This window comes from Rossellomorea sp. DUT-2, from assembly GCF_052665285.1.
In genome coordinates this window covers 854141-874350 of record NZ_JBQPEO010000002.1, presented here as the reverse complement: position 1 = coordinate 874350, position 20210 = coordinate 854141, and the positions used below count along the sequence as shown (strand labels likewise).

General features: G+C 42.2%; 20 protein-coding genes and 2 other annotated features (1 of these 22 cut by a window edge). Of the genes, 16 read left to right on the top strand and 4 right to left on the bottom strand.

Annotated features, from left to right (window positions below):
• Nucleotides 1-33, top strand: a sequence feature (ribosomal protein L20 leader region) (it extends 105 nt beyond the left edge of the window).
• The 5 genes from infC (at nucleotide 31) to ACOSV2_RS10180 (ending at nucleotide 2795) form a co-directional block, all read left to right on the top strand.
• Nucleotides 31-627: a translation initiation factor IF-3 gene (gene infC / locus ACOSV2_RS10200; protein ID WP_428974962.1), complete on the top strand. Its 597-nt coding sequence runs from the start codon at nucleotides 31-33 to the stop codon at nucleotides 625-627. It overlaps the preceding feature by 3 nt.
• Nucleotides 628-649: 22 nt before the next feature.
• On the top strand, nucleotides 650-850 hold the full coding sequence (rpmI, locus tag ACOSV2_RS10195; protein WP_032087387.1) for a 50S ribosomal protein L35: 201 nt from the start codon (nucleotides 650-652) through the stop codon (nucleotides 848-850).
• Between the two features lie 28 nt (nucleotides 851-878).
• Nucleotides 879-1238, top strand: coding sequence for a 50S ribosomal protein L20 (gene rplT, locus ACOSV2_RS10190; protein ID WP_113969573.1), 360 nt, complete (start codon nucleotides 879-881; stop codon nucleotides 1236-1238).
• A gap of 614 nt (nucleotides 1239-1852) precedes the next feature.
• Nucleotides 1853-2131 (top strand): DUF1294 domain-containing protein, encoded by a 279-nt coding sequence (locus ACOSV2_RS10185; protein WP_428974961.1) that lies wholly within the window; start codon nucleotides 1853-1855, stop codon nucleotides 2129-2131.
• Between the two features lie 94 nt (nucleotides 2132-2225).
• The gene (locus tag ACOSV2_RS10180) at nucleotides 2226-2795 is read left to right on the top strand and encodes a TVP38/TMEM64 family protein (RefSeq protein WP_324744780.1); all 570 of its coding nucleotides are present in this window, start codon (nucleotides 2226-2228) and stop codon (nucleotides 2793-2795) included.
• A 28-nt stretch (nucleotides 2796-2823) separates the two neighbouring features.
• On the opposite strand, the gene ACOSV2_RS10175 is transcribed toward ACOSV2_RS10180, so the two are convergent.
• Entirely contained in the window at nucleotides 2824-3210 is a 387-nt protein-coding gene (locus ACOSV2_RS10175) for a sigma-w pathway protein ysdB (RefSeq protein ID WP_148969883.1), read from the bottom strand.
• A 146-nt stretch (nucleotides 3211-3356) separates the two neighbouring features.
• Between ACOSV2_RS10175 and ACOSV2_RS10170 the strand changes: the two genes are divergently transcribed.
• Both ACOSV2_RS10170 and ACOSV2_RS10165 read left to right on the top strand, forming a co-directional pair.
• On the top strand, nucleotides 3357-3845 hold the full coding sequence (locus tag ACOSV2_RS10170; RefSeq protein WP_428974960.1) for a dUTP diphosphatase: 489 nt from the start codon (nucleotides 3357-3359) through the stop codon (nucleotides 3843-3845).
• 101 nt (nucleotides 3846-3946) lie between these two features.
• Nucleotides 3947-5032, top strand: a complete 1086-nt coding sequence (locus ACOSV2_RS10165; RefSeq protein WP_397552010.1) for a M42 family metallopeptidase — start codon at nucleotides 3947-3949, stop codon at nucleotides 5030-5032.
• Nucleotides 5033-5508: 476 nt separating this feature from the next.
• On the opposite strand, the gene ACOSV2_RS10160 is transcribed toward ACOSV2_RS10165, so the two are convergent.
• Together ACOSV2_RS10160 and sspI are read right to left on the bottom strand one after the other, a co-directional pair.
• Nucleotides 5509-6051, bottom strand: coding sequence for a cysteine hydrolase family protein (locus tag ACOSV2_RS10160; protein WP_428974959.1), 543 nt, complete (start codon nucleotides 6049-6051; stop codon nucleotides 5509-5511).
• Nucleotides 6052-6190: 139 nt separating this feature from the next.
• Complete coding sequence (gene sspI, locus ACOSV2_RS10155) at nucleotides 6191-6412, bottom strand: small acid-soluble spore protein SspI (protein WP_113969566.1); 222 nt, start codon at nucleotides 6410-6412, stop codon at nucleotides 6191-6193.
• A 124-nt stretch (nucleotides 6413-6536) separates the two neighbouring features.
• Here sspI and ACOSV2_RS10150 point away from each other — a divergent pair, with 124 nt between their 5' ends.
• From ACOSV2_RS10150 to pheT, 3 genes are all read left to right on the top strand, one after another.
• Nucleotides 6537-7298, top strand: a complete 762-nt coding sequence (locus tag ACOSV2_RS10150) for a TrmH family RNA methyltransferase (RefSeq protein WP_428974958.1) — start codon at nucleotides 6537-6539, stop codon at nucleotides 7296-7298.
• 58 nt (nucleotides 7299-7356) lie between these two features.
• Nucleotides 7357-7594 (top strand) — a binding site (T-box leader).
• An 80-nt stretch (nucleotides 7595-7674) separates the two neighbouring features.
• Nucleotides 7675-8712: a phenylalanine--tRNA ligase subunit alpha gene (pheS, locus tag ACOSV2_RS10145; RefSeq protein WP_428974957.1), complete on the top strand. Its 1038-nt coding sequence runs from the start codon at nucleotides 7675-7677 to the stop codon at nucleotides 8710-8712.
• Between the two features lie 27 nt (nucleotides 8713-8739).
• Nucleotides 8740-11154, top strand: coding sequence for a phenylalanine--tRNA ligase subunit beta (pheT, locus tag ACOSV2_RS10140; RefSeq protein WP_428974956.1), 2415 nt, complete (start codon nucleotides 8740-8742; stop codon nucleotides 11152-11154).
• 259 nt (nucleotides 11155-11413) lie between these two features.
• On the opposite strand, the gene rnhC is transcribed toward pheT, so the two are convergent.
• On the bottom strand, nucleotides 11414-12337 hold the full coding sequence (gene rnhC, locus ACOSV2_RS10135) for a ribonuclease HIII (protein WP_428974955.1): 924 nt from the start codon (nucleotides 12335-12337) through the stop codon (nucleotides 11414-11416).
• Between the two features lie 132 nt (nucleotides 12338-12469).
• Here rnhC and zapA point away from each other — a divergent pair, with 132 nt between their 5' ends.
• From zapA to ACOSV2_RS10105, 6 genes are all read left to right on the top strand, one after another.
• A complete protein-coding gene (gene zapA, locus ACOSV2_RS10130) occupies nucleotides 12470-12730 on the top strand; it encodes a cell division protein ZapA (RefSeq protein ID WP_113969561.1) in 261 nt (86 codons plus the stop codon).
• Nucleotides 12731-12737: 7 nt separating this feature from the next.
• Nucleotides 12738-13277: a CvpA family protein gene (locus ACOSV2_RS10125; RefSeq protein ID WP_113969560.1), complete on the top strand. Its 540-nt coding sequence runs from the start codon at nucleotides 12738-12740 to the stop codon at nucleotides 13275-13277.
• A gap of 194 nt (nucleotides 13278-13471) precedes the next feature.
• Nucleotides 13472-15181, top strand: coding sequence for a DNA polymerase/3'-5' exonuclease PolX (gene polX, locus ACOSV2_RS10120; protein WP_428974954.1), 1710 nt, complete (start codon nucleotides 13472-13474; stop codon nucleotides 15179-15181).
• A 20-nt stretch (nucleotides 15182-15201) separates the two neighbouring features.
• On the top strand, nucleotides 15202-17559 hold the full coding sequence (locus tag ACOSV2_RS10115) for an endonuclease MutS2 (RefSeq protein WP_428974953.1): 2358 nt from the start codon (nucleotides 15202-15204) through the stop codon (nucleotides 17557-17559).
• 62 nt (nucleotides 17560-17621) lie between these two features.
• Nucleotides 17622-18029 (top strand): DUF350 domain-containing protein, encoded by a 408-nt coding sequence (locus ACOSV2_RS10110; protein ID WP_148969871.1) that lies wholly within the window; start codon nucleotides 17622-17624, stop codon nucleotides 18027-18029.
• Nucleotides 18030-18386: 357 nt separating this feature from the next.
• A complete protein-coding gene (locus ACOSV2_RS10105) occupies nucleotides 18387-20081 on the top strand; it encodes a long-chain-fatty-acid--CoA ligase (RefSeq protein ID WP_428974952.1) in 1695 nt (564 codons plus the stop codon).
• Nucleotides 20082-20210 lie beyond the last annotated feature (129 nt).

Here is a 20210-nt window from a genome sequence, read left to right as displayed (position 1 = left end):
CGGGTGTTTCGACACTCGCATCTTTTTTGTATGCTTCAAGCATGCAGAAGAGGTCCGAGTGCGTCGGCCAAAGCCGTGTATTCTTTTAATAAACCTTGGAGGTGGCTAATTATTAGCAAAGACATGATTTTAAACGAAACGATTCGTGCCCGTGAAGTACGTCTTATCGATCAAAACGGTGAGCAACTTGGGATTAAAACCAAGAATGAAGCTCTTGAAATCGCTGAACGTGTAAATCTTGATCTTGTTCTGGTTGCTCCAAATGCAAAACCACCCGTTGCTCGTATCATGGACTACGGTAAGTTTAAGTTTGAACAACAGAAGAAAGACAAAGAAGCGCGTAAGAATCAGAAGATCATCAATCTTAAAGAGGTGCGTTTAAGCCCGACGATTGATGAGCATGATTTCAACACTAAGCTTCGTAACGCTCGTAAGTTCCTTGAAAAAGGAGACAAAGTTAAAGCGTCAATCCGATTTAAAGGTCGTGCGATTACGCACAAAGAAATTGGTCAACGCGTTCTGGATCGCTTCAGTGATGAGTGTAAAGATGTAGCAACCGTTGAATCAAAACCGAAAATGGATGGTCGCAGTATGTTCTTGGTGCTTGCACCAGTTAACGAAAAATAAAGGACCCGAGGAGGAAAAGCACATGCCAAAAATGAAAACTCACCGCGGCTCAGCTAAGCGTTTCAAGAAAACAGGTTCTGGTAAACTTAAACGTTCACACGCTTACACAAGCCACTTATTCGCAAACAAATCTACTAAAGCAAAGCGTAAGCTACGTAAAGCGGCTGTTGTCTCTAAAGGAGATTTCAAACGCATTCGTCATATGCTTGACAACCTAAAATAAGAAGTAATAGAAACAGGAGGGAATTATTATGCCACGCGTAAAAGGCGGAACAGTAACACGCAGACGTCGTAAAAAAGTTCTTAAATTAGCCAAAGGTTATTTCGGTTCAAAACATACTTTATACAAAGTAGCAAATCAACAAGTCATGAAATCATACATGTATGCTTATCGTGATCGTCGCCAAAAGAAACGTGATTTCCGTAAATTATGGATCACACGTATCAATGCGGCTGCTCGTATGAACGGTCTTTCTTACAGCCGTTTAATGCACGGATTAAAGCTTGCTGGTATCGAAGTTAACCGTAAAATGCTTGCTGAGCTTGCGATTGCTGACGAAAAAGCATTCAACCAATTAGCAGATGCTGCTAAAGCTCAACTTAACAAATAATTACTGCTGACTAAATTAGCAGTCAAAAAGGACTGGCCTCTGGCCGGTCCTTTCTTATAGGCTTTATTTGCAAAGCTTGTTATTATATTTCACAGGGTCTGCATAGGCTCTGTCAATTAGTGTGTGCTAGATGGTGAGGGGAACCGCTCCGCTTTCCGCGGACGTTCGGCCGAGCCTCCTCAGCTTCGCTTCCGGGGTCTCGGCACGCCCGTACTTCCGCAGGAGTCTACGCAGTTCCCCTCACCATATTTAAAAGTTTTTTCGTGACAGAGCTACAAGGTGTTAAATGACAAACTTATTCGAAGACAGAATTCTTTCTTCAATAGGACATTACTTCTATTCAAAACAAATTGTTTACTAAAAGCTTTTGATTTTATTTATTTCTATTAAAGATACATGCTTAGAAAGTTGATTGGAGCGGAAGGTGCTCGACTCCTGCGGGAATAGCTGGACAGGTGAGACCCCGGAGGCTTGCCGAGGAGGCTCACCGCCAGCCCCGCGGAAAGCGAGCATCCTGTAGCGGAAATCAACTACTACTTTCTTCTTTAAGAAAGTTACAAACTTTACGAGAAGAACCTTCTTATATCAATCAATTCAGAAAGCAGGTAGAAATCATGGGTACGTTAACAGGTATCTTATATCTCTATGCCATTGTCATCAATATCATCGGCTTTATCATCATGGGCAAGGATAAAAGCAAGGCCAAGCGAAATGAATATCGCATCAGGGAGAGTACTTTGTGGCAGGTGGCGATCCTCGGGGGCAGCATCGGCGCCTATATGGGGATGAAGGTATACAGGCATAAAACGAAACATAAAGTATTTGCTTTCGGTTTTCCGCTTCTTGTCATGCTTCATAGTCTGCTTTTTATCTGGCTGAATACTAAGTTGTAGAAAGTGAAGTTTTCATTCTTTAACCCGTCTCCTTTACATACTATATAGAGAGTGGCTATAACAGCTTAGAAAAGCAGAGGAGGTCACCTTAGCCATGGACGAACGGTTAGTTGCTGCATTCGCCCTCATGGAAGCTAGTGGGTATTTGGCTCCTGTTCTGTTTATCTTGTTTCATATCCTTAGGCAATTTTTGTTCATCCCGGTAGCCCTTGTATGTATGGCGGGAGGAGTGCTGTTCGGAAGTATATTCGGCACTCTGTATTCATTAATCGGATTAACGCTCTTATCTATTACTTTTTATTTTGTGATAAAGAGCTTTACATCTTTCTATGAAAAGCTCCTGAGATTGAAGGAAAAATGGTTTGGAAGAAATGCTACCCTCACAACCGGTCAAATTGCCATTCTGCGGTTAATTCCTTTTGTTCATTATCAGCTGTTGAACCTGTGTTTACTTGAACGGAAGAAAAAGCTTAAACCTTTCATCCGGGCCTCTGTTATTTCTAATATTCCCCTGGCGTTTTTTTACACGGTTTTCGGTCAATACATCAAACAATTTTCCCCTCCTATTCTCGTCATGATTTTTCTGGCACTGATCGTCCTATTTTACCTTCTAAGAGAAAAGGTAAAAGTGATTGAATGGAGAGAGTTTTTTCCGGGTAAATAAAAAATGGCTAGAAGTACTAGCCATTTTTTTATTGCTTTTTTTGAAGGAATTCGTGGATCGGGCTTTTCCAATCCAGCTTTGCATTAGGGTATCTTTCTTTAATTTCATTCTGCAGATATTGAAAATCTTCTTGAGTCAGTCCCTTTAAAGAAGAGATGTTTTTTGACCAAACAAAGATGGAGACCACCTCAAAGGATTTTTCAGTTGCTCCTAAATATTTTTCTCCTTCGAAAAGCACTCCTTTATACGTTACGTGAAAATTCTTACGTACATTTTCCTGATCATCGAGAAAGTAAAAACGTTTCTGCTCCTGGGCAAGTTCCAGTTTTCGCTTTGGGTCTATAATGTATTTCACACTGCGGTATAAAAGATAAAGAATAAGGAAAAAAATCACTAACCGAATAAGCCAAAGCATTACCATTACCTCCCTAGGCATAAGTCTTCTCCTATTATTTACGATAAAAACAGAAAAAGGTTTCATTTTATTTAAAATTTCTTTGAAAATTTGTCATACTAAGAGAGAACATCAGAAAAATGGGCATCACGAGGGGAGAAAACGTCATGAATATTGAAAAGTTATTGGACATGCAGGAGAAGCTGGATCAGCATATTGAAGAAGAACATGGTTTGCAAAACGCAGATTTAATTGAAAAGAAGATCCTTGCCCTCCTTGTTGAGGTAGGGGAACTGGCAAACGAAACGAGAAGCTTTAAGTTCTGGAGTAAGAAATCCTCTTCATCGAAGGAAGTGATCCTTGAAGAATTTGTGGATGGAATTCATTTTATTCTCTCACTGGGACTTGAAATCGGTATTCAGCAATTTGATTTAGGGGAAACCAATTACGCAAATGAAGATGTAACGAAACAATTCCTGGAAGTATTCAAGTCGGCCAATCACTTTGCTGAGGAGCGTTCGGTTGAGCATTTTCAACAATTGTTCAGGCATTATGTCTATTTGGGTGAGCTGTTAGGGTTCTCTCATGAAGAGGTGTTTGACGCTTATGTAAAGAAGAATGAAGTGAATTATAATCGTCAAAAAGAAGGATATTAATCCGGTGCACCAGCGGTAGTTTAAGAAGATTCAGGAAATTTTGATGAATCGGACAGATTTTAGTATAATGAGTGTGTATAAACATTTAGGGGGTCGAAACAGTGACAAAATTAGACGAAACATTGACTATGCTCAAGGATTTAACCGATGCAAAAGGTGTACCGGGTAATGAAAGAGAAGTACGAAACGTAATGAAGCGATACATAGAACCATTTGCAGATGAAATCACAACAGATAATCTGGGAAGCTTAATTGCTAAAAAAGTCGGCGATGAGAACGGACCCAAGATCATGGTGGCCGGGCATCTTGATGAAGTCGGCTTCATGATCACTCAAATCGACAGCAAAGGATTCCTTCGTTTTCAAACAGTAGGAGGCTGGTGGTCACAGGTCATGCTTGCCCAACGAGTGACGATCGTGACGAATAAAGGAGAAGTAACGGGAGTAATCGGTTCCAAACCACCGCATATCCTGCCTCCGGAAGCACGTAAAAAGCCGGTTGATATTAAAGATATGTTTATTGATATCGGAGCTTCAAGCCGCGAAGAAGTACAGGAGTGGGGAGTGAAGCCAGGGGATATGGTTGTCCCTCATTTCGAATTCACGGTGATGAACAATGAGAAAATGCTTCTTGCGAAAGCATGGGATAACCGCATCGGCTGTGCGATTGCCATTGATGTACTGAAAAACTTGAAAGGTCAAGAACATCCAAACGTGGTGTATGGTGTAGGAACAGTGCAGGAAGAAGTTGGCCTGCGTGGAGCGAGAACGTCAGCAGCCAAGATCCAGCCTGACATTGCCTTTGGTGTAGATGTTGGAATTGCAGGAGATACACCTGGCGTTTCTGACAAGGAAGCCTCAAGTAAAATGGGTGAAGGCCCGCAAATCATCCTGTATGATGCATCCATGATTTCTCACAAAGGGCTTCGTGACTTTGTAACTGATACAGCGGATGAGCATAACATTCCGTATCAATTTGATGCCATTGCCGGTGGTGGAACGGATTCCGGTGCGATTCATTTAACGGCAAACGGAGTTCCTGCTTTATCGATCACCATTGCGACCCGCTATATCCATTCCCATGCTGCGATGTTGCATCGAGATGATTATGAGAATGCGGTTAAACTGATTACAGAAGTGATCAAGAAGTTAGATAAAGATACAGTGGCGAAGATTACATTTGATTGATTTTTAGAGAGCACTGAAAAAAACGCCTTTGATTCTTTTTGAGTCAAAGGCGTTTTTTCATACTAGTTTATGATTGAGATGAGATTCGTTCCTCATTATTCCAATGTTATTCGACAAAAGGATCATAAATTGGAAAAAGTGGTTCATAACTCAGAATTCAGGTTCATATCTTAAATTTCATGTTCATATATCCAGAAACCGGTTCATAAGTGACGAAAACCGGTTCATAAATTGGTAGAGAGTATGGATTTTTTAAAAAGTGGGCCATCAAATCATCTCATTTAGCCCGTCAAACGATTATTCTAACTTGAAAATCGAATAAATGGATCAGATTTCAATTTGAAAACAGGATTATCAAAAAATAGAGTAAAAAAGCATCATGCCATAAAAAACACAAACCAAATCTTTCTCATTCATGCTCTGAATCGGAGTCAAATATAGCAAAAGAATTTAGAAACAGCTTTGGGAAGAAATCATTATAAAGTCATTTGATCAGATAGGGCCATGTCGGCACCGATCGTTTTTTTAATAATGCGAATGGCACTTTCATTGTCCTCGTCTGTCTCTGAAGCCATGCAATCCTTCGGTATCGAGATATCGTACTCTCTCATGTAGGCATCATTGGCGGTGTAGAGTACACAGATATCCCCTGCGATTCCTGTTAGTATCAGGTGTTTTACATCCAGCTGGTGAAGCAGGATATCAAGTTGAGTCCCGAAAAAGCACGAGTGCTTCGGTTTGATGATAAAATAGTCATCTGTATCAGGGTGGAGTCTTTCGATTACAGTTTCACCTTTTTTCTTTTTGCAATGCTCGATGATGTCATTCATATTGTCCTGCCAGAGACCGTAGTTATCATTCACATAAATGACCGGAATGCCGGATTCCTTCGCTTTTCTCTTCATTTCGCCGATATTATCTACAATCTTCAAAGTGTTTTCGTATAAATCCTCTCCACCTTGGAAATCAAAAGTGTTAATCATGTCGATGATCACTAATGCGCTTTTCTTCTTACTCATACATTCGTTCCCCCTTCCGTTACCTTATGTATTTTTCTTACCACTGAAGGAGATGCAGTAAAACCAAAACAGGGGGAATTTTAATATGGAAGGTATAGACAAATAAACAAGGGCAACCCATATTGGGTTACCCATGTTCTTACTGTGTTTGTTGCTGTTGCAATGATTCCTCTAATGTTTCAAGGACCATTTTTTGTTCCTGTGGATCTGCGTTTTGCCAGAAGACTTCAAGGAGTACACCGAGACCTGGAAGGGTTTTTTCTTCTCCTCCCTGGATTGCGTCAACGATGGTGTCTCTTAGTTCGTCCTGGTTGTTGCCAGATACGTTGTGTATGATCGCTTTTCGTAAGTTAAGATTCATTACACATTTCTCCTTTTTCGATAGTTGAGGAATTCATTGTTATCTTGTCTCAAATTGAATTTATTATGTAGGAAAGTTAAGGTATAATGAGACCCTGAATAGTAATCTAAAGGAGCGGATACGATTGAAGTATATTCAATCCTCAAAAAATCCTGTTGTGAAGCAGTGGAAAAAATTATTAACCAAAAAAGAACGGGATCTTACCCGTACATACATAGTTGAAGGTTTTCACCTGGTGGAAGAAGCATTAAAGAAAGAAGATACGATCCTTGAGCTTATAGTGGTGGAAGGGACCGATCTCCCGCAAAAATGGACCGTAGACTCCGTTTCCATGACGATGGTATCAGAAGAAGTCGGTAAAGCCTTGTCCGATACCGAGACGTCGCAAGGAGTTTTCGCCGTTTGTAAGCAAAAAGAAGATGAACATGACATTGATAAAGCGGCAACATTCATGCTCTTGGATGGCCTTCAGGATCCCGGGAATATCGGGACGATCATTCGCACGGCTGAGGCAGCGGGTATTGATATGGTTGTGTTAGGCAAAGGAACGGTTGACCCTTATAACCCAAAGGTATTACGTTCTGCACAAGGAGGTCACTTTCATATTCCGATTATCAGAAGGGATCTTCATGAAACCATTTCAAAATTGAAAGAACGGGACATCCCTGTATACGGAACAGCACTTGAAAACGGTGTTGAATATACAACGATCAATCCCCAATCTTCCTATGCTCTTATAGTAGGTAACGAAGGAAATGGTATGTCGAAAGACCTCCTGACTGAAACCGATCAGAATCTATATATTCCGATCTATGGGAAAAGCGAATCGTTAAATGTAGCGATCGCTGCGGGGGTTTTATTATACTATTTTAAAAATGGGCAGTGAATTTCTTGAAAAGGTTTGAAATTCGCCTGGAAATTCACTATAATAATGCACATATAACTTAAAAACGTTGAAAGAGGAAAGTAGCACATGACCTTCTTTAAGGGAGAGAATGCCCTGGACTGAAAGCATTCTCAAGATAGCATGATGTGAAGATTTCACCTCTCGAGTTGGCATCGGGACCATTCAGTTGATGAATGTAAAGATGCTCCGGCAAAGCCGTTATCCGAATGAAGTGAGTATGTCCCTCGTGGATATGCTTATAAGGGTGGTACCGCGATATAAACCTCGTCCCTTTTTGGGATGGGGTTTTTTTGTTTGTTTTTAAACCAATCCAGTACGATCATTCGGACGATATACATTAAAGGAGGAAGTATAAATGGAGGACAAATTACGATCCCTTCAACAAGAAGCAATCGAAAAAGTGAACGAAGCACAGGATTTAAAAGAACTGAATAATATCCGTGTAGCTTATCTGGGTAAAAAAGGACCCGTAACCGAAGCTTTAAAAGGAATGGGGAAACTTTCAGCGGAAGAGCGTCCTAAAATGGGGGCCCTTGCGAATGAAGTTCGTGGAGCCATTACAGAAACACTTGAAGCGAAGCAGGCCATACTTGAAAAAGCAGCAGTCGAAAAGAAGCTTCAATCTGAAACCATCGATGTTACGTTACCGGGGCGCCCTGTGAAAAAAGGGAATCACCATCCGCTTACGATGATTGTGGAAGAAATTGAAGATTTATTTATCGGAATGGGCTATACCGTTGCTGAAGGACCGGAAGTGGAAAAGGATTATTATAATTTTGAAGCACTGAACCTTCCCAAGGGACACCCGGCACGTGATATGCAGGATTCCTTCTATATTACGGAAGAAACCCTTCTGCGTACTCATACTTCTCCGGTGCAGGCAAGAACGATGGAACTGGCCAAAGGCAAAGGACCAATTAAAATTATTTGTCCAGGGAAAGTGTATCGTCGTGATACAGATGACGCAACACACTCTCATCAATTCACTCAAATCGAGGGACTCGTTATTGATGAAGACATCCGCATGAGTGACCTGAAAGGAACGCTTAATGTGTTTGCCAAGAAAATGTTCGGTGAAGATCGTGAAATCCGCTTGCGTCCAAGCTTCTTCCCATTCACAGAGCCATCAGTCGAAATGGATATCTCATGTAAAATCTGTGGTGGAAAAGGCTGTCGTGTGTGTAAAGGAACGGGCTGGATCGAAATTCTTGGAGCTGGGATGGTTCACCCGAACGTACTCGAAATGGCAGGATTCGATTCCAAGAAATACACAGGCTTCGCATTCGGAATGGGACCTGAACGTATTGCTATGCTGAAATACGGAATCGATGATATCCGTCATTTCTACACAAACGACACGCGCTTTGTCACTCAGTTCGGAACTCAAGAGTAAAAGAAAATTGGTAGGAGGTACTAACACATGTTTGTTTCATATAAATGGTTAGAAAATTATGTAGACTTGTCTGGTGTCACACCTGAAGAGTTAGCAGAGAAGATTACAAGAAGCGGGATTGAAGTTGAAGGTGTTGAACGAATCGGGGAAGAAATCAAAAATGTGGTCGTCGGTCATGTATTACAATGTGAGCCACATCCCGATGCGGATAAACTAAATAAATGCTTAGTGGATGTAGGAGAAGAAGAACCTGTTCAAATCATTTGCGGAGCACCCAATGTTGCCAAGGGTCAAAAAGTGGCTGTCGCAAAGGTTGGAGCGGTCCTGCCGGGTAACTTCAAAATCAAGAAAGCCAAGCTTCGTGGTGAAGCATCTCACGGGATGATCTGTTCCCTTCAAGAGCTTGGAGTAGAAGGAAAGCTAGTACCAAAAGAACATGCAGAGGGAATTTATGTGTTCTCGGATGATGCTGAAGTAGGCAGAGATGCAGTTGAATTATTGAATCTTGATGATGCGATTCTGGAATTGGGCTTAACGCCCAATCGTTCTGATTGCTTAAGCATGCTGGGAGTGGCGTATGAAGTAGCCGCCATCTTGGATCGTGAAGTGAAGCTTCCTCAAACAGATTTATCTGCAGGCAGCGAAAAGGCGTCGGATTATGTAATGGTAAAAGTGGAGGCGAAAGAAGATAATCCTCTATACGGTGCCAAAATCATCAAAGATGTGAAAATCGGTCCATCTCCATTATGGATGCAAAATGCGTTGATCTCAGCCGGGATCCGACCACATAATAACGTAGTCGATATTACAAACTATGTGTTATTGGAATATGGTCAGCCTCTTCACGCGTTTGATTACGACCGTCTTGGCTCGAAGGAGATCCTTGTCCGTCGTGCGACTGATGGGGAGACATTCGTCACACTTGATGATGCAGAAAGAACCCTATCAAGCAGCCAGCTTGTCATTACGAATGGTACCGAGCCGGTCGCTCTTGCAGGAGTGATGGGTGGAGCGAATTCCGAGGTTCAAAATGATACAACGACGGTCCTTCTTGAGGCAGCTTATTTCACTGGTGCGATTGTCAGAGGAGCTTCAAAAGATCACGGACTGCGCAGTGAAGCGAGCACACGATATGAAAAGGGTGTCGATCCTGATCGTGTCCTGAAAGCAGGGGAGAGAGCTGCCCAACTGATGGCTGAATATGCACAGGGGAAAGTGCTGGAAGGCACGGTTTTATTTAACGAACTTGAAGCGGAACCTGTGAAGGTAGAGATTACGTTAGAAAAAATCAATTCTTCACTGGGAACGTCCATCTCAGCTGATACAGTTGCAGATATCTTCCGCCGACTTCAATTTGACGTAGAAGTCAATGGAGAAACGTTTATTGTAACAGCTCCAACAAGAAGAGGGGATATTACAATCCCTGAAGATTTACTTGAAGAAGTGGCACGTCTTTTCGGTTATGACAACCTTCCGCTGACACTGCCTAAGGGAGAATCAACACCTGGCGGACTTTCAAATCATCAGTTGAAACGCCGTACGGTCCGCCGTTATTTAGAGGGAGCAGGACTCCTGCAAGGGATTACGTATTCTCTAACGAATGATAAGAAAGCAACACAATATGCACTGGACGTAAGAGAGCCTGTCCGCTTACTGATGCCTATGAGTGAAGAGCGAAGCAATCTCCGCTTAAGCATCATTCCACAGCTTCTTGAAGTGCTTACGTACAATAAAGCACGCCAAAATGATTCACTTGCCTTTTATGAAGTGGGATCCGTTTTCTTACAGGAACCAGGAGAAGAGCTGCCTAAAGAAGAGGAGCATATTGCAGGGGCGATGACGGGCCTTTGGCATCTGCATCCTTGGCAGGGAGAAAAGAAGCCTGCTGACTTCTACGTAGCGAAGGGTATCCTTGAAGGGCTGTTCGAAGAAATCGGCGTATCTGAAGCCATTTCTTACCGCCAATCAGCGGTAGAGGGCATGCACCCGGGACGAACGGCTGAAATCCTATTGGACAATGAAGTCATCGGTTTTGTAGGAGCGATTCATCCGGAAGCGGAAAAAGAGTTGGACCTAAACGAAACCTATGTGTTCGAACTGAAGGCTTCACCTATCTTCCATTACGAAAAGCCGGCATTAAGCTACACGCCAATCCCGCGCCATCCATCGATCACAAGGGATATCGCCCTGGTAGTAGATACAGAGGTGAAAGCGGGAGAATTGGAATCCATCATTAAAGACGCAGGAGGCAAGCTCCTGAAAGAAGTATCAGTCTTCGATCTTTATGAAGGGGAACATATGGAAGCAGGCAAGAAATCCCTTGCGTTCTCGTTAAAATACTTCGATCCTGCTAAGACATTGACTGATGAAGAAGTGGTCAAAGTACATGATAACGTACTGCAAACAGTGAAGGAAAAAGCTGGAGCAGAGTTGAGAGGGTAATACACTCAATTGGAAGGTGTCAGACAATGGTCTGGCACCTTTTTGCTGTTTGAAGAGGGTTTTGCCTGTTGAAAAATGAGCGGATTTTAACAGGTGAATACTGCAGTGAATTCAGCAGGAGAATATTGAGTAAATTTTAACAGGTGAATACTGCAGTAAATTCAGCAGTTAATTATCGTTCATAATTCAACGGCTGAATCCAAGATAACACGACCATCCAAACAGAAATCCCCACCGGAATAACCGATGGGGATTTTACTTATTTCCCGGCTAACTTCATCGCCTTCTCACTATTCGCAAAGTGCCATTTTGTCATAGATTTTAATTCTTCAATTCCTTTTCGTTTAATGATTTTTGCTGCGGCAACGTCTACATGTTTTCCGGCACCTTTGGGTATTTCGACACCAGCTTTCTCACTCAATTTGTCCATTTCCTTTAAGAAGGCGAAACGTGCGATGATCGAGGCAGCGGCTACAGCAAGATGGATGCTTTCACCTTTTGTGCTGAAATACACGCGATCCCGTTGGATTTTCTTTTGTGAAGAAATATGCTTGTAGTATGTATTCTTTTCAACAAACTGATCGATCAATATTCCTTCAGGTAGTTCAGGGTCCATTTTTTCCAACAGATTCAGGATCGCCTGATTGTGCAGGAGAGCCTTCATCTTCCCCTGGGTCATTCCTTTTGCCTGCATCGCATTGTATTTAGGATTATGCAGGATGAGTAATGAATACGGAATGGCGGTAATTAAATCCCGGGCAATTTTGATGATTTGGGGATCGGATAAATTTTTAGAATCTTTTACTCCGAGTTCCTTCATAAGTGGAAGATGCTCTCTTTTCACGAACGCACTTACCACCGTGATCGGTCCGAAAAAGTCGCCTGTGCCCACTTCATCTGATCCGATGACAGACCAGTCGGCGAAGTTTTCAGGCAGTGTCGTCGTTCCTTTGGAAGGTGATTTTACCTTTGGAGGTTCACTGCTGCCCCACTGACTTGATTCTCCTTCTCCGTTAGATCCCTGAAACAATACTTTCCCGGATTTATAGGCAGTGATCGTACAGCCGGATGGCTTTGCTACAAAAACGGCTCCCGGTGGCAGTTTCTCCGTTAGTACGTTTTGGTAGTGACCTTTCATTTTCTCAATGGTTTCTTTGTTTGCTTGAATGACGGTATTAGCCAAGTTTCTCTCTCCTTATGACAAAATTCATGTTTATAATAAAAAATGTGAGCTAATATGACAAATTCCTTCCAAAATCAAAAGATTTCGTGGTATGATAATGTTTAGGATTCTTATGAATGGGGGGCTTTCAGGTTGTCTGAACAACAAAAAAATCGCACCACTGTAGACATATATGGTCAACCATATACGATTGTTGGGACTGAATCAACTAGTCAAATCCGATTTGTTTGTTCTAAAGTGGATGACAAAATGAGAGAAATAAACTCCATGAATCCATCTCTCGACACAAGCAGGCTCGCCGTTCTGACAGCGGTGAATGCCGTAAATGATTATCTCAAACTACAAGAAAAGTTTGAAGAGCTGGAACGAGAAATCAAACGTTTAAAGGATTGAAAAAAAGATGCTGGATTTAGCTTTGTTGATCATCCTGGTGATAGGATTTTTAATAGGTTTAAAACGTGGATTCATATTGCAATTGGTCCACATATTTGGATTTATCGTTTCTTTTATTGTAGCATACATATATTATGATCAGCTTGCACCGAAGTTAACATTATGGATTCCTTATCCTGTATTGGACGAGCAGTCCACATTGAATATGATTTTTGAATCGACCAATTTAGATCAGGCTTATTATCGTGTAATCGCATTTGCCATGATTTTCTTCGCAGTCCGGATCATCCTGCAAATCATTGGATCGATGCTCGATTTTGTCGCACATCTTCCACTATTAAAGCAGTTGAATGTTCTTGGCGGAGGGATATTAGGTTTTATCGAAGCATACTTAATGATCTTCATTCTATTATTTATCGCCGTATTATTGCCGATCGAGTCGGTTCAAACATTCATTAATAACTCATTTATTGCGCAAGCGATGGTTAAACATACTCCTGTTTTCTCTGATATGGTGAAATCTTGGTGGATTGAATATGTAGCCTAAAAGAAGGGGCTGACTATAAGTATGCAATTCAAATTCGTTAGGGATGCCTTAGCGAATTTGTTCATCTTATAAGTCAGTCTTTTTTCTTTTTATATCAATTTTGCTACTATATAGATGGAGTCGTTTTGCTTTTGCAAGGGACTTGGAATCTTAAAGGATCCTGATCGTTAATTCTAAGATAGTGGGTGAATCTCTTGAATAAAAAAGATATTATAAAATTATTAGAAAACATTGCGATATATATGGAATTGAAAGGCGAAAACTCTTTTAAAATATCCGCCTATCGAAAAGCGGCGGCAGCACTTGAGAATGATGACCGAAGCTTACAGGAAATCAGTGACTTCACGAAGCTGAGCGGCATCGGCAAAGGGACGGCGGGAGTTATCGTGGAATACATAAACGAAGGTACTTCTTCTGTCCTTGAAGAGTTAAAGGAAGAAGTTCCAAAGGGATTGATCCCCCTCCTTCAGTTACCTGGTTTAGGTGGAAAGAAAATTGCGAAGCTTTATAGTGAACTTGGGGTAGAAGGTATTGAAGACCTGGAGGAAGCGTGTAAGGCAAATAAAGTACAAGGTTTAGCAGGCTTCGGTAAGAAGACGGAAGAAAAGATCCTCGCATCCATCGAACAGGTTGGCAAGAGACCCGACCGTCTGCCGATCGCATTTATGAATGGGATCGCTGAGGAAATGGAAGGTTATCTTCTCGGCATGGACAGCATCCAAACCTTTTCAAGGGCGGGAAGCTTAAGGAGAATGAGAGAAACCATCAAGGATATCGATTTCATCCTCGCAACAGAGAATCCTCAAGAAGTGAAGGAAGGTCTGTTGAAACTGCCTAATATCGTGGAAACCATCGCTGCAGGAGATACAAAAGTTTCACTGACTCTTTCGTATAATTGGGATGTCAGCATTGATTTTCGAATCGTGAAGCCTGAAGAGTTTGCTACGGCCCTTCATCATTTTACCGGATCAAAGGATCATAATGTCCGCATGCGCCAGCTGGCCAAAGAACGTGGGGAAAAGATCAGTGAATATGGGGTCGAGAATAGTGAAACCGGTGAGATACAGACATTTAAATCCGAAGAAGAATTTTATCACCATTTTGATCTGCCTCTGATCCCGCCAGAGCTGAGGGAAGATGGGAAAGAAGTGGAAGGGTTCCATAAGGATTATTCCCTCATCACATTAGAAGATATAAAAGGGGATCTTCATATGCACACCACCTGGTCGGATGGTGCATTTTCGATTGAAGAAATGGTAGAGGCCTGCCGTGCCAAAGGATATCAATATATGGCCATCACAGATCACTCCCAGTACTTACGTGTGGCAAACGGGCTGACTACAGAACGATTACTCAAGCAAATCGATGAAATTAAAGAAATCAATAAGAAGTATGATGATATAGAAGTCCTGTCAGGAATCGAGATGGATATACTCCCTGACGGTACATTGGACTATGAGGATGACATTCTTGAAAAAGTCGACCTTGTGATTGCCTCGATTCATTCGAGTTTTTCACAATCACAAGAAAAGATCATGGAAAGGCTGACAACGGCCCTTAAGAGCGCCCACGTGGATATCATTGCTCATCCAACAGGGAGGATCATTGGTCGAAGAGAAGGCTATGACGTAGATATGGATCTTCTTATCCAGCTTGCGAAAGAAACCGATACGGCGTTGGAGCTTAATGCAAATCCGAATCGGCTCGACTTGTCTGCAGAAAATATCCGTAAAGCCCAGGAACAGAATGTAAAGCTCGTCATCAACACAGATGCACACAGTATCGATCACCTGGAATTCATGAAAGTCGGAATCGGAACTGCCCGAAAAGGCTGGATCAAGAAAGATACTGTAATCAATACATGGAATAAAAAAGAGTTAATCGAATTTATTAAGCGAAACTGATAAAAGGTGGAATACATTCCGTGAATTCTAAAGTATTAAAAACGTTAGAGTTTGATAAAATCAAAGAATTATTAAAGCAATATGCTGCATCGGCTCTTGGTCATGCAAAGGTATCTTCTCTCATGCCATCCGTTGAGTATGAAGAAATTACAGCTCTTCACGAAGAAACAGATGAAGCCATGACCATCCTCAGGTTGAAGGGGCATGCCCCATTAGGCGGTATTTTCGATATACGTCCTCACGTCAAGCGTGCTCAAATAGGCGGGATGCTTTCCCCTTCTGAATTCGTTCAGGTGGCGAGTACAATCCGGGCAAGCAGGAAGCTGACGCTTTTTGTAGAGGAATTATTGGAGGAAGAAGTGGACGTACCCCTGTTGCAGGAGAAAATGGGCACGGTCATTCCCCTTCCTCATTTAGAGCAGGATATTAGGAAGGTCGTCGACGATAACGGAGAAATCCTTGATACAGCCAGTGAAGCACTCCGCTCGATCCGTACTCAGCTCCGGGCCAATGAAGGACGGATCCGGGAGAAACTTGAACGAATGATCCGCTCTTCCAATGCTCAAAAAATGTTATCAGATGCGATCATTACCATTCGGAACGATCGATATGTGATTCCGGTTAAACAGGAGTACAGGGGTCAATATGGCGGGATCATTCATGACCAGTCGTCATCGGGGCAAACGTTATTTATTGAACCGGAAGCCATCGTTCAACTGAATAATCAACTTCGTGAGCTTCGATTAAAAGAGCAAGCTGAAATTGAAAAGATTCTCCAGGAGCTGTCTGAAAGTGTACAAGAATCAGGAGAAGAACTGCTCTTGATTGTCAGCGTCCTGTCGGATATTGACTTCATGTTCACAAAAGCGAAATTCGGACGATCCATAAAAGGGTCTAAACCGACGATCAATAATGAACGTCGGGTGAGGCTCAACAAAGCCCGACATCCTCTTTTGCCGATGGATGAAGCGGTGGCGAATGATATCGAATTGGGGACTGACTTTTCTTCCATTGTCATCACCGGTCCGAATACCGGGGGGAAAACCGTTACCCTGAAAACATTGGGATTAACGAGTTTAATGGCACAGGCCGGTCTCCCGATCCCGGCTCTCGATGGATCAGAAGTCGGCGTCTTCCGCACTGTGTATGCTGATATCGGCGACGAGCAATCGATTGAACAAAGCTTAAGTACCTTCTCTTCTCATATGGTCAATATCGTGGACATCCTTAAAAAGGCAGATCATGAGAGTTTAGTGCTGTTTGATGAACTGGGTGCCGGTACAGATCCTCAAGAAGGTGCGGCCCTTGCCATTTCCATTTTGGATGAAGTACATGGAACTGGTGCAAGAGTCGTGGCGACCACTCACTATCCTGAATTGAAAGCATATGGGTACAATCGTGAAGGAGTCGTGAATGCAAGTGTGGAATTTAATGTAGAAACATTAAGTCCTACCTATAAGCTTTTGCTCGGGGTCCCGGGAAGAAGTAATGCATTTGAGATTTCGAAGCGTTTAGGGCTTTCTGATTCAGTCATTCAGAGAGCAAAGTCCCATATCGGAACGGATAGTAAAGAAGTGGAGAATATGATTGCCTCCCTCGAAGACAGCAGACGTCAGGGGGAACGGGAGCTTGAGGAAGCTCATGAACTTTTAAGGCAAGCTGAGAAAATGCATAAAGATATGCAGAAGCAAATGATGGAGTATTATGAGAAAAAGGATACACTTTACGAAAAAGCTCAACAAAAAGCCACTGAAGTCGTAGAAAAGGCGAAGGCAGAAGCTGAACAGGTGATTAAAGATTTACGGAAAATGCAGCATGAAAAATCAGCTCAAATCAAAGAACATGAACTGATCCATGCGAAGAAACAATTGGAAGATGCTACACCGAAATTGAAAACGTCCGGTCAAAAGAAAAAAGTCAATCAGGCGAAGCATGAGTTAAAAGCCGGGGACGAAGTCAAAGTCATAAGCTTTGATCAAAAAGGCCACTTGGTCGAACGATTGTCTGCGAAAGAATGGCAAGTACAGATGGGCATCATGAAAATGAAGGTGAAGGAATCAGATCTTGAATTCATTCAATCACAACAGAAGGTAGAGACGAAACCACTCGCCACAGTGAAAGGGAAGGATTTTCACGTCAGCCTTGAGCTGGATCTGCGTGGTGAGCGTTTCGAAAATGCGTTATCCAGAGTGGAGAAATACATCGATGATGCTCTGCTTGCCGGTTATCCCCGCGTTTCCATCATTCATGGGAAAGGAACGGGAGCTTTAAGGCAAGGAGTGCAGGAATACTTGAAAAATCACCGATCGGTCAAAAACATTCGTTTCGGGGATGCAGGTGAAGGTGGAACCGGTGTCACAGTCGTTCAATTTAAATAAGAGCCTTTAGACTGCTCCAATAAATAGAGTGGTTTAAATAAACCGGTAAAGGGAGCTTTATAATGAAGAACTTTTGGGAAAATGAATTTGTGCAAACGGCTGGGAATTATAGCGTGGTCATACTATGTTTGGTTCTGTTCTTGGCTATCTTCGAACTGGTCACCAAGTATAAGAATTGGGAAGAAATAAAAAAAGGCAACTTGGCCGTGGCGATGGCAACCGGAGGGAAAATATTCGGGATAGCGAATATTTTCCGCCATTCCATCAGCCATAACGATACCATCCTGACAACCATCGGCTGGGGTGTGTTTGGCTTTTTTTTATTGCTGATCGGCTATTTCATTTATGAATTTCTCACACCCAAATTTAAAATTGATGAAGAAATCGCTAATGACAATCGGGCAGTCGGCTTCATTTCATTGGTCATTTCAGTTGGTTTATCCTATGTCATAGGAGCCGGAATATCGTAAGGAGAGGGAATATGGAAACGTTGGCAAAGGTTTTGCTCACGCTATGTGGGGGCTTTTTACTCGTAGGGATCATTTATATGTTGTTCTTTACGTAAATGGTTGAACTTATATCGAGATTAATATTATAAAGAGCTTGGATATTGAAACAATGCTAAAATAATAATAATGTACGAGCAGACTGTCATATGGTTGAATAGGCAGTCTTTTTTCTTTGATAAAATCATCTGTAAGGAAGGTCAAGCCTAAGAAATAGGAAAAAAGTATCGAGTGGATTGAATTGAAATTGTAACTGAAGTCCCCTTATATTATAATAGTGAATAGAAGGAATTTTCTAAATATTCAAAGGGAGGGATTACAATGAACAAACCATGGTTTGCTGAATATCCAGCAGAGATTCCCACGGAGCTCGATCTGACTGAAAAGCCCCTACAGTCCTATTTAACTGAGGCAGCTACCCTTTATAGCAGTAAAGTAGCCATTCAATTTATGGGCAAGGAGTTGACCTACACAGAATTACATGAATCCGCACTCAAGTTCGCTCATTACCTGAAGACGCTTGGAATTAAGAAAGACGATCGGGTGGCGATCATGCTGCCGAATACTCCTCAATCCGTCATCGCATACTATGGCATTCTCTATGCAGGTGGAATTGTCGTACAAACCAATCCACTCTATATGGAGAGGGAAATTGAATACCAAATGAAGGACTCGGGTGCCAAGGTGATCCTGACATTGGATATTTTATATCCAAGAGTGACGAAAGTGATGAAGAATACTGAACTTGAGCATATTATTGTAACCGCTATCAAAGACTACCTTCCATTTCCCAAGAATCTCATCTACCCATTCATCCAGAAGAAACAATACGGCATTGTTGTGAAAGTGGACCATTCAGGACAGAATCATTTATTTACGGAGATCATGAAAACAGCCAAACCAGAAAGTACCGATCATGCATTTGATTTTGAAAACGATGTGGCCCTTCTTCAATACACAGGCGGGACGACAGGTTTCCCGAAAGGGGTTATGCTTACTCATAAGAACCTTGTCGCCAATGCTTCCATGTGTGACGCGTGGCTTTATAAATGTAAAAAAGGAGAAGAGCGTGTCCTTGGAATCCTTCCATTCTTTCATGTGTACGGTATGACAGCCGTTATGATATTATCCGTCATGCAGGGATATAAAATGATCTTACTCCCTAAATTTGATCCTGAAACAACCTTGAAAACCATTCAAAAGCAGAAACCGACCCTATTTCCTGGTGCACCTACCATCTATATAGGCCTGCTGAATCATCCGGAACTGAAGAATTATGACTTATCCTCCATCGATTCATGCCTTAGTGGAAGCGCCCCATTGCCTGTTGAAGTGCAGCAGCAATTTGAAGACGTCACCGGCGGGAAACTGGTTGAAGGCTATGGATTGACAGAATCTTCACCTGTCACACATTCCAATTTCCTTTGGGATAAAGAGAGGATCAAGGGAAGCGTAGGAGTTCCTTGGCCAAGTACGGATGCAGCCATCTTCTCACTGGAAACAGGAGAACCGCTTCCGCCGAATGAAATGGGTGAAATCGTCGTGAAAGGTCCTCAAGTGATGAAGGGATACTGGAATCGCCCTGAGGAAACCGAACAAACATTAAGGGATGGCTGGCTATTGACCGGAGATTTGGGGTATATGGATGAGAGAGGTTACTTCTATGTTGTGGATCGCAAAAAGGATATGATCATTGCGGGAGGCTTTAATATTTACCCTCGTGAAATCGAAGAGGTCCTCTATGAACACCCTGCGATTCAAGAGGTTGTAGCTGCAGGCGTTCCGGATGAATATAGAGGAGAAACCGTAAAGGCGTATGTGGTCCTGAAAGAAGGAGAAGTCCTGACAGAGGAAGAACTCAACGAATTTGCCCGTAAATACCTGGCTGCCTATAAGGTGCCCCGGATTTATGAGTTTAGAAAAGAGCTTCCTAAAACGGCAGTAGGAAAAATATTACGCAGAGCACTTGTAGAAGAAGAGCGCCAAAAGACAGAAGAAGAACAGAAAACAAGTTAAATGAATACCATTGGGCTTTTTCTTTTTGCTGTGAAATTGGACAAGGCATCTTTTCTTGACAAGTAAAGAGAAACCTTTTATTATAAAAATATGAATGAACGGTCATTCATATTTTCTTAAGGCAGGTCA